The sequence below is a fragment of the Methylobacterium sp. A52T genome (assembly GCF_053346095.1).
Window position 1 is genome coordinate 24,005 of sequence record NZ_JBKFBI010000056.1, and the last position, 9,397, is coordinate 33,401.

10 protein-coding genes are annotated in these 9,397 nt (G+C 72.7%); 5 read left to right on the top strand and 5 right to left on the bottom strand.

The genetic code is table 11. From position 1 onward, the window contains the following. Positions 1-67: 67 nt before the first annotated feature. Positions 68-607: a MucR family transcriptional regulator gene (locus ACLBYE_RS15315; RefSeq protein ID WP_447694814.1), complete on the top strand. Its 540-nt coding sequence runs from the start codon at positions 68-70 to the stop codon at positions 605-607. A gap of 108 nt (positions 608-715) precedes the next feature. Here ACLBYE_RS15315 and ACLBYE_RS15320 read toward each other — a convergent pair whose 3' ends face one another. Further along, entirely contained in the window at positions 716-2,149 is a 1,434-nt protein-coding gene (locus tag ACLBYE_RS15320) for an FAD-linked oxidase C-terminal domain-containing protein (RefSeq protein WP_447694815.1), read from the bottom strand. A gap of 228 nt (positions 2,150-2,377) precedes the next feature. Between ACLBYE_RS15320 and ACLBYE_RS15325 the strand changes: the two genes are divergently transcribed. Then, positions 2,378-3,403 carry a KpsF/GutQ family sugar-phosphate isomerase gene (locus ACLBYE_RS15325; protein ID WP_273560757.1) on the top strand — a complete coding sequence of 342 codons (1,026 nt, stop codon included), beginning with the start codon at positions 2,378-2,380 and terminating at the stop codon, positions 3,401-3,403. A gap of 94 nt (positions 3,404-3,497) precedes the next feature. Here ACLBYE_RS15325 and ACLBYE_RS15330 read toward each other — a convergent pair whose 3' ends face one another. The 3 genes from ACLBYE_RS15330 to ACLBYE_RS15340 all read right to left on the bottom strand — a co-directional run bounded on the left by ACLBYE_RS15330 (position 3,498) and on the right by ACLBYE_RS15340 (position 6,422). After that, positions 3,498-4,307, bottom strand: a complete 810-nt coding sequence (locus ACLBYE_RS15330; RefSeq protein ID WP_447694816.1) for an SHOCT domain-containing protein — start codon at positions 4,305-4,307, stop codon at positions 3,498-3,500. 155 nt (positions 4,308-4,462) lie between these two features. Further along, a complete protein-coding gene (locus tag ACLBYE_RS15335; RefSeq protein ID WP_447694817.1) occupies positions 4,463-5,062 on the bottom strand; it encodes a nitroreductase family protein in 600 nt (199 codons plus the stop codon). 292 nt (positions 5,063-5,354) lie between these two features. After that, entirely contained in the window at positions 5,355-6,422 is a 1,068-nt protein-coding gene (locus ACLBYE_RS15340) for a GSCFA domain-containing protein (RefSeq protein WP_447694818.1), read from the bottom strand. Between the two features lie 74 nt (positions 6,423-6,496). Between ACLBYE_RS15340 and ACLBYE_RS15345 the strand changes: the two genes are divergently transcribed. Then, the gene (locus ACLBYE_RS15345) at positions 6,497-7,546 is read left to right on the top strand and encodes a WcbI family polysaccharide biosynthesis putative acetyltransferase (RefSeq protein WP_447694819.1); all 1,050 of its coding nucleotides are present in this window, start codon (positions 6,497-6,499) and stop codon (positions 7,544-7,546) included. An 82-nt stretch (positions 7,547-7,628) separates the two neighbouring features. On the opposite strand, the gene ACLBYE_RS15350 is transcribed toward ACLBYE_RS15345, so the two are convergent. Further along, positions 7,629-8,033, bottom strand: a complete 405-nt coding sequence (locus ACLBYE_RS15350; RefSeq protein ID WP_056533685.1) for a response regulator — start codon at positions 8,031-8,033, stop codon at positions 7,629-7,631. Between the two features lie 349 nt (positions 8,034-8,382). Between ACLBYE_RS15350 and pal the strand changes: the two genes are divergently transcribed. Further along, positions 8,383-8,877: a peptidoglycan-associated lipoprotein Pal gene (gene pal / locus ACLBYE_RS15355; protein ID WP_012321252.1), complete on the top strand. Its 495-nt coding sequence runs from the start codon at positions 8,383-8,385 to the stop codon at positions 8,875-8,877. 146 nt (positions 8,878-9,023) lie between these two features. Then, positions 9,024-9,397 (top strand): YbgF trimerization domain-containing protein (locus ACLBYE_RS15360; RefSeq protein ID WP_447694820.1); only part of this gene is annotated, 374 nt, incomplete at its 3' end.

A 9,397-nucleotide genomic window follows, 5' to 3' on the forward strand; every position in this document is an offset into this window, starting at 1 on the left:
TTCGGACGCTGACTTAACTCGCGAAAAGTGGGGATCCCATCAGGCATTTGTGCCGAGGAATGAGAGAATGTCAGAAGCTGCGCCGACATCGCAATTGGATTTCATCGAGCGGACCGTGGACGTCGTCGCGGCCTACGTTTCCAACAACTCGCTGCCCTCGGCCGAATTGCCGGCCCTGATCGCGAGCATCCACGAGGCGCTGAACACGATCGGGGCCGGCCCCGTCGCTCCGGCGACCGAGAGCGTCGAGCGGCCGACGCCCGCCCAGATCCGCAAGTCGATCCGCCCCGACGGGCTGGTCAGCTTCATCGACGGGAAGTCGTACAAGACGCTGAAGCGTCACCTGACCAAGCACGGTCTCGATCCGCAGACCTACCGCGAGCGCTACGGCCTGCCGGCCGATTACCCGACCACCTCGGCGAACTACTCGGCGCAGCGCTCGGCGCTCGCCAAGAGCCTCGGCCTCGGCCAGCCGGGCCGGTCCCCGGCGGCCGACAAGGCGGCCGCCGAGGAGGAGGCTGCCGCTCCCGCCTCCGCCCCCGCCTCCGGTCGCCGCAAGACCGCCGCGACCAAGACCCGGGCGAGCCGCAAGGTCGAGGCCGCCTGAGCGCGGCCGCGAGGCCCGGACGGGGGCGGGCGATCGGAGACGATCGCGCCCGCACCGGTCCGGACCTGTTCGCCAGACCTCTCGGCCGGACCCCTCGCGGGGCGCGGCTCAGGCCGCGAGGCGCCCGTCCAGCGGGAACACCTTGGCGGGGTTCAGCATCCAGTCCGGATCGAACACCGCCTTGACCCGCATCTGCTGCTCGAGATCGACCTGGTCGTACTGGAAGCGCATCAATTCGCGCTTCTCGATGCCGACCCCGTGCTCGCCGGTGAGGCAGCCGCCGACCTCGACGCAGAGCTTCAGGATCTCGTCGCCCGCGGCCTCGGCCTTCTGCAACTCGCCGGGCCTGTTGATGTCGAACAGGATCAGCGGGTGCAGGTTGCCGTCGCCCGCGTGGAACACGTTGGCGACCCGCAGGCCCTTCTCGGCGCAGATCGCCCCGATCCGCTCCAGCACCGGCCCGAGCTGGCCGGTGGGGATCGTCCCGTCCATGCAGATGTAGTCGGAGATCCGGCCGGTGGCCCCGAAGGCCGACTTGCGGCCCTTCCAGATCGCGGCCGATTCCGCCTCCGAGCGCGAGACGCGCAGGCTGGTCGGGCGGAAATCCCGGGCGATCGTCTCGATCCGGGCCAGCATCGCGTCGCACTCGGCGTCCGAGCCCTCGACCTCGATGATCAGCATCGCCTCGGCGTCGCGCGGGTAGCCGGCCTGGGCGAAGTCCTCGGTGATGAGGATCGCCTCGCGGTCCATGTACTCGATCGCCACCGGGATGATCCCGGCCGCGATGATCGCCGCGACGCAGTCGCCCGCGTCCTCGACCTTCGAGAAGCCGACCAGCACCGGGCGCGCGCCCTCGGCGGCGCGCAGGATCCGCACGGTCGCCTCGGTGACGATGCCGAGCTGCCCCTCCGAGCCGCAGACGAGGCCGAGCAGGTCGTAGCCGCCGCTGTCGAGGTTCTGTCCGCCGATCTCCACGACGGTGCCGTCGTTGAGCACCAGGGTGACGCCGAGCAGGTTGTTGGTGGTCACGCCGTATTTCAGGCAGTGCGCGCCGCCCGAATTCATCGCGATGTTGCCGGCGATCGTGCAGGCGAGCTGGCTCGACGGATCGGGGGCGTAGAAGAAGCCCTCGTGGCTGACCGCCCCGGAGATCGCCAGGTTGGTGATGCCGCTCTGCACCCGGGCGGTGCGGTTGGCGAAGTCCATGTCGAGGACCTGGGTCATCTTGCCGACGCCGAGGATGATCGCGTCGGCCTGCGCGATGGCGCCGCCCGCGAGCGACGTGCCGGCGCCCCGGGGCACGACCCGCACGCCGTTGGCGTGGCAGTAGGCCATCACGGCGGCGACCTCCGCGGTGGTGGAGGGCAGCACTACGGCGAGCGGCATCTGCCGGTAGGCGGTGAGCCCGTCGGTCTCGAACGCCCGGCGCTCGTCCTCGCTGACCACCAGCGCCTCCGGCGCGACCAGGGGCGCGAGGCCGGCCAGGATCGCCTCGCGGCGGGCGAGGATCGCGGGATCGGGGTCGGGGAAGCGGATGGTCATGGGGCTCTTGCCCTCCTGGAGCCCGCGGCGCGGGACGGCGCGCGGGATGGCGTGCCGGGAGCATGGACCCCGGCGGCCGCGCCTTCAACCGGCGTGCGGCGCTGCGTCGTCCCCGCGTCACATTTCAACCACGACGGCTGCCTAGCGTCGCCGGAGACGCCTCGCTGCGCCGCTCCCCGATTCCGGCCCCCGGTGCCGGATCCGGTCGACGGGTCAAGAACGGACACGATGAACGCTCCCGCCTCCAGCGCCCTGCGCGACGACCGCTACGACGCGCCGTCGGCGCATCTCGCCACCACCCGCGACCTCGGGATCCGCAGCCTCCAGCTCGGCATCGCGGCCCTGCAGGAGGCGAGCGCGGCCTTCCAGGGCCGGCTCGGCGCGGCCTTCGAGGAGGCGGTGCAGACCATCCTGCAGAGCAAGGGCCGCGTCATCGTCAGCGGCATCGGCAAGAGCGGGCATGTCGGGCGCAAGATCGCCGCGACGCTGGCCTCCACCGGCACGCACGCCTTCTTCGTCCACCCGACCGAGGCGAGCCACGGCGACCTCGGGATGATCGCCCGCGACGACGTCATCATCGCGCTGTCCTGGTCGGGGGAGACCGCGGAACTGTCCGACCTCGTCGGCTTCAGCCGCCGGTTCTCGATCCCCCTGGTGGCGATCACCCGCAACGGCGAGAGCACCCTGGGCAAGGCCGCCGACGTGCTGCTGGAACTGCCCCGCGTGCGGGAATCCTGCCCGCACGACCTCGCGCCGACCTCCTCCAGCCTGATCCAGCTGGCGCTGGGCGACGCCCTGGCGGTGGCGCTCCTGGAGCGGCGCGGCTTCACCTCGGCGCGCTTCCACACCCTGCATCCGGGCGGCACCCTCGCGGCCCGCCTCAGGACGGTGCAGCAGGTGATGCACGGCCCCCAGGACATGCCGCTGGTGCACGAGACCGCCCTCATGTCCGAGGTGCTGATCGAGATCGCGGCCCGGCGCTACGGCTGCGTCGGCGTCACGGACGCGGCCGGGCGCCTCGTCGGCATCGTCACGGACGGCGACCTGCGCCGCCACATGGGTCCGGCGCTCCTCGACACGCCGGTCTCGACGGTCATGACCCGGGACCCGGTGACCGTGGAGCCCCACAAGCTGGCTCAGGCCGCGCTGGAGCTGATGAACCGCCGGCTGATCACGGCGGTCTTCGCCGTCACCGACGGCCGACCGGTCGGCATCGTGCACGTCCACGACCTGCTGCGCGTCGGCATCGCCTGAGGCCGTCCGGACCCGGCAGGTCCGATCCGCGCCCGCATCCCGCGCGGCCTCCGCGCCTCAGGACGGGGCGCAGGGTGCGGCGGCCGGGCGCCCTTCACAGCCGTGCCAGCAGCTCCGCTTTCTTGGTCGCGAACTCCGCGTCGGTGAGCACGCCGCGCGCGTGCAGGTCGGCCAGCCGCTCGATGGTCGCGAGGATCGCGTCCGGAGACGACCGGTCCGGGGCGGCCGGAGGGGCGGCCGCAGCGGCCGGCGAAGCGGTGTGGGCGGCCTTCGCCGGGATCTCGGCCGGATCCGCTTGACCCGGATCCGCTTGGCGCGGCGCCGCGACCTCCGCCTCGATCCGGCGCAGGCGGTCGAGGGCGACGGCCCCGGAAGGTCCCGTGAAGCCGAGGCTGCCGTTCGCCTGGGAGACGCCGGTGATGCGGTGCTCGCCGGTATCGTACAGCGCGACCCCGGACCCCGCGTCGACGGCGAGCCTCCTTCTGTCCGGGAAATAGGCGTAGCGCAGCCCGTTCTGCGCGCCGGTGCTGGCCGGATCCCCGAGGCCGGCCGGCCACCACTCGCCGCCGCCGCGGCGCGCCGCGGGCGCGGCCTCCGAGAAGCCCCCCGCCGGGAGCGCGCCGGCCAGCTCGGTGCAGAGCGCGTCGACCCGCGCCTTCAGCGCGTCGTCGAACATCCGGCCGACCATCACCATCCCGCCGGAAAACCACTGCCCCATCCCGCCGAGATCGGGATGGTCGAACTGCGCCATCGTGCCGTGGCCGCGCTCGAGGGCCCGGACCAGGTGGCGCACCGCGTCCGGGCTGACCCCGTGGCGGTCGGCGACGGCCTGCAGCCCGGGGACGGGGTCGAACGGCCCGTCGTCCCGGAACGGGTCGGACGCGGCGGTGTCGGACGGATCCATGAGCCAGCTCCCGAAGCGTCGGAGGGCGGACAGGAGGCGCGCGGCGGCGGCCCCCTGCCGGCCCGGGTCGAGCCCGTGGGCCTGCGCCCACGGACCTGCGACGGCGTCGCGATGCGGAGCCAATCCCCGGCCGTCCGAGCGGGTTCCGGCCCGCCTCAGCCGGCGGCCCGCGGGAACGGTCCCGCGATGGTGAAGTCGGTGATCGGCCGGCGGCCGTTCGGGGTCTCGCGGGGCCGCTGCTCCTCGGTGAGGTCCGCCTCGGGCGTCTTGCGGCCGACCGCGAAGGCGGCCTCGATCCGGTGGTTCTCGGGCAGGCGCAGCACCGCGGGCGCGCGGACGTGGTCGAACCCGACCATGCCGTGGGCGTGCCAGCCCTGGTGGATCGCCTGGAGCTGGAAGGCCAGCGAGGCGGTGCCGGCGTCGAAGGAGTGGCTGTAGGAGGGCTTCAGCTCGTCGCCGACCTTCATGAACCCGTTCGAGACCAGGAACAGGATCGCGCCGGTGCCGGACACCCATTTCTGATTGCCGGGCACCAGCAGGTCGAAGAACGTGTCCCAGTGAGCGTCGCCCCGGAGCGCGTAGAGGAAGCGCCAGGGCTGCGAGTTGTAGGCGGAGGGCGACCAGCGCGCCGCCTCGATCATCCGCATCAGCTCGGATTCGGGCAGGGCCTCGCCCGTGAAGGCGCGGGGCGAGTGCCGCTTCACGAAGACCGGATCGATGTCGTGGTCGGCGCGGCGGGGCGGGGGCAGGCTCAAGGGGTTCGTCTCCGGAAGGGCGGGGCGCCCGGGCCGGCCGAGCTTGCCCGAAAGGCCGGGCGGGAGGCAAACGCGGGATCGCCCCGGCCGCCGTGACGGTCGCGAAGGGCTCGAGCGGTTGCCCGGCGGGATCTTCGGAGCGCTGCCGTCTTTGCGAGCGGAGCGAAGCAATCCAGGCAGCGACACGACTGTCGATGTCGCGTTGCCCTGGGTCACTTCGCTACGCTCGTGGAGACGATGCAGGCCGCCCGATGGCCGCGGCCGCTCCGGTGACGATCTCGGCGCCCCCCCGTCACGCCACGCTGCGCTCGATCTCCTCCTCGTCGCAGATCACGCCGGCATTGCCCTCGAACTCGGCCGCGAGGTCGACGGGGGCGTGGGTCGGCGCCGGCGAGACCCGGTCGCGGGCGAAGGTCGCCAGGAACAGGCGCATGACGTGGCGCACGCCCGCGTCGTTGATGGTGCGCTGGTCCTCGTTGTAGTAGCGCCCGGCATTCACGTTGCTCGTGACGATGTCGTAGGCGGGGAAGTAGACCGCCCGCGGGTCGCCGCGGCCGACCACCTCGCCGGCCGCCACCCGCAGCACCGACTTGGAGTAGCTGTTCGACTCCATCACGTGCCGGTCCATGTAGGTGGCGATCATCGGCACCGGCGAGACCGTGAAGATCACCCGCGCCTTCGGGTTCACGCTCCAGAGCCGGTCGAGGAAGCCGTTGAGGTCGCCGAGCACCTCGCCCGCGCCGGCATTCACGCACTCGTAGAGCGCGGGGTCGAACGTGCCGCCCGCGACGCCGGGGGCGAGCGGCAGCGCCGCGCCGTCGGCCCGCCAGCGCCAGCCCTCGGTGAGGCCGAGCGTCAGCACGAACACGTCGAGCGTCTCGAACAGGCGGCGCACCTCGGCGAGGTGCGCGTCGCGCGCCGCGACCACCTCGGCCTCGCTGGCGAAGCCCGCCGGCTCGACGGTCGGGCGGAACGGGTCGACGTAGCGGCCGTCGTCGCGCAGCCACGCCTTCAGCTCCGGCTCGAACTTGCCGTAGGCCCGGTCGAACAGCTGCACGAACTGGCGCGTGTAGTAGAGGTTGCCGTAGCGCGCCGAGAACGTGCCGAACTGGCGGGCATTGGCCTCCTCGGCGCTCATGCCGGGGGTCGGCGGCTCGGTCAGGTAGTAGTTGAACCCGGCGCCGCGCACCGCCTCGGCCACCCGCTGGGCGAAGCACGAGCCGCCGGTGGCGACCTTGTCGGTCGGCCCGATCACGAACGTGTCCTTCGGGTGCGGATTGACCGCGAAGGGCGGCACGTTGGTGACGACCTTGCGCCAGAATCGCTCGGCCGGTAGACCCGTATACGGATTCAACGCCATCTTCGAACCCTCTTCTTCACGACGGCGGCAGGCCCTCGGGGGCGCTGTTCCGTCCGCTGACACCGGCACGCGACGTGGCCCTGAACGACCTGCCCCGGCGCGCCCGCAGCGCGTTCACCCGCTCGGCGCCCGATTGGACGCCTACCCGTTGGGCCCCCACCTGGGCGACACCATGGCGGAACCGCGCCCGCACCGCCACGACCCGTGACGGGCCGAGCATCGCGGTGCTGGGCAATTGCCAGGCCCGGGGCATCGCCCGGGCCATGCGCCTGCTCGCGCCGAAGAGCCCGGTCCGCTACCTGCCCATGGGCTCGCTGAAGCGCGACCACGGCCATGTCGACGGCTTGATCCGGACCCTGCGCGCCCACGACCACGTCTTCTCGCAGGCTTTCCCGGCCGGGCTGATCCCCGGCGGCGACGCCGCCACTGTGCGCGCGGCCGACCCGCGGCTCAAGCTGTTCCCGTCGATCGTGTTCTCGGCCTTCCACCCGGACATGGTCTATGTCGGGCAGGCCTCGGACCTCGCCGCGCTGAAGCTGACGCCGTCGCCGCTGGGCCAGTACCACTCGGCGATCGTCGTCACCGCCCACCGGCTCGGCCTCGATGCCGGCCGCGCGGCCGCCCTGTTCCGCGAGGACGTGTTCGCCCGCCTGGGCTACCTCGACCACTGGGATCCGGCGGTGCGCGAGCTCGTCGGCGCGGCCGACGCCCTGGGTTTCGGGCTGGAGCGCGAGGTGACCCGCTGGGCGCGCCGCGGCGCCTTCATGCACCTGATGAACCATCCCAAGGTCCACGTCCTCGGCGACATCGCGCGGCGGCTGCTGCAGGAGAACGGGCTCGCGCCCGAGCCCGTGGAGATCGAGGATTACCTCGGCGACGAGCTGGCCCAGGACGTGGTCTGGCCGATCTACCCGCCCATCGCCGAGCATTTCGGCCTGACCGGCTCGTACCTGTTCAAGACCAAGCCGCGGGGCGACGACTTCCCGGTGCTCTACGACCTGCCGGGCTTCGTCGCGGCGAGCTTCGCCCTCTACGACGCGATGCCCCCCGGGGATCTCGCCTGCCCGCGGGTCGAGGCCTGGCTCGCCGCGCCGGAGATCGTCGCGCTGTTCCGGGGCGGCTGAGGCGGCCTCCGGGAGCCGCGGTGTCCAGCCGGCGGACGCGTCGCTGCGCGCGACGACGGTCCCGCTCGGATGGGTCCGGGACTCAGCCCGCCGCGCAGAGCCGGCTGTCGGAGCCGGCCTCGCCCAGGCCCTCGACCATCATCCGGACCAGGCGGTTGACCTCCTGCATCTGGAAGGGCTTGCGCAGGAACAGGCTGCCCGGCACGCCGCTGCGGCCGTGCGTGTCGGTCGAGGTGTAGACCACCGGCCGGTCCGGGTGGATCGCCCGGAAGGCGTGGGCCACCGTCCAGCCGTCGATCAGCCCGGGCAGGTGGATGTCGGTGAACAGCCAGTCGATCGCCGCGCCCCGGTCGCGCAGGACGGTCAGCGCGGCCTCGCCCGTCGAGGCTTCGATCACCCGGATGCCGTGCGTCTCGCACAGGCTCGCGACGATCTCGAGGAGCAGGTAGCTGTCCTCGACGATGAGGACGCTCTGGGCGGGGCGCATGCGGGAGGTCCGGTCTTCGGCCCGCCGATAAGGGACCGATAGGGTTGAGGATCTCTTAAAGCCCGGCCCGCGACCGTTACCGGCGGAGGCCCGGCGCCTGTTGCAGCGCCGCAACCGGGGCGGCCGAAATGGCGCCTCGCGGGCCGCCGCCCCGCCGCCGCCGCATTCCGGGCGCGTCCGGGTGCGTCAGCGCACGCCGTCGATCGGTGCGGACCGTCACCACGCCCCCGCGCCGCCCGGCGGAACCGTCGCTTAACCAACCCCGCCTACCAACGGCGCCAGGAATACGCGGACCCGCCTCGAAGACCAGCAGCCGGCCTTCGGCACCGCTCGAGGAGTTTTTCAGACCATGCCCCAGCGTTTCCGCGCCGCCGCCCTCGGCCTCGCGCTCGTCGCCGCCCTCGGCCTGGGCGCCTGCAGCAACGACAAGGACCTCGCCGACGCCTCCGCCTTCGGGGCGGGCGCCGCGACCCCGGGCAGCGCGCAGGACTTCGTCGTCAATATCGGCGACCGGGTCTTCTTCGAGTCGGACTCCACCGACCTGACGCCGACCGCGACCGCGACCCTCGACAAGCAGGCCGCGTGGCTGCAGCGCTACCCGCGCTACACCTTCATCATCGAGGGCCACGCCGACGAGCGCGGCACCCGCGAGTACAACTTCTCCCTCGGCGCCCGCCGGGCCCAGGCGGTGAACGACTACCTCGCCACCCGCGGCATCGCGGCGAGCCGGATGCGGACCGTGTCGTACGGCAAGGAGCGGCCGGTGGCGGTGTGCAACGACATCTCCTGCTGGTCGCAGAACCGCCGCGCGGTGATCGTCCTCGACCGCGGCGCCGGCGCGTAGGCCGCCGCGCGAACGAGCCCGGAGGCGGCTCTCGGCCGCCGCCTCCGATCGATGCTCTCGATCACTCCTTCGACCCGCGCCGCAGTTTTGCCGCGGTGCGGCGCATCTGATAGGGCCTCGCGCCGACACCGGACCGCAGCCGAACCATGCCCGCCCGTCTTCGCACCCGCCTCGCCCTCGCCACCGCCGTCGGTGCCGTGCTCCTCGGCCACCCGGCCGCCGCGCAGGACGCTTCGGAACTGGTGGTGCGCCTCGGTCGCATCGAGAACCAGTCCCGGATGATGGCCGGGCAGATCGAGACCCTCCAGTACGAGAACCGCCAGCTCAAGGAGCAGCTGCGCAAGTTCCAGGAGGACGTCGAGTACCGCCTGAACGAGGGCAAGGGCGGCAAGCCCTCGGCCGCGCCCGCGCCGTCGGGGCCCGTCAACGGCGGCAATCCGGGCGCCGGCCGCCCCGGCAAGCGCGGCGACGCCTTCGACCCGTCGCACGCCCCCGGCGCGCCGGGCGCCCCGATGCAGCT

Coding starts and splice junctions, on each gene's coding strand:
- ACLBYE_RS15330 (WP_447694816.1), bottom strand. CDS start 4,307: ATGGATCCGTCCGACACCGCCGCGTCCGACCCGTTCCGGGACGACGGG.
- pal (WP_012321252.1), top strand. CDS start 8,383: ATGCCCCAGCGTTTCCGCGCCGCCGCCCTCGGCCTCGCGCTCGTCGCC.
- ACLBYE_RS15320 (WP_447694815.1), bottom strand. CDS start 2,149: ATGACCATCCGCTTCCCCGACCCCGATCCCGCGATCCTCGCCCGCCGC.
- ACLBYE_RS15350 (WP_056533685.1), bottom strand. CDS start 8,033: ATGCGCCCCGCCCAGAGCGTCCTCATCGTCGAGGACAGCTACCTGCTC.
- ACLBYE_RS15340 (WP_447694818.1), bottom strand. CDS start 6,422: ATGGCGTTGAATCCGTATACGGGTCTACCGGCCGAGCGATTCTGGCGC.
- ACLBYE_RS15325 (WP_273560757.1), top strand. CDS start 2,378: ATGAACGCTCCCGCCTCCAGCGCCCTGCGCGACGACCGCTACGACGCG.
- ACLBYE_RS15315 (WP_447694814.1), top strand. CDS start 68: ATGTCAGAAGCTGCGCCGACATCGCAATTGGATTTCATCGAGCGGACC.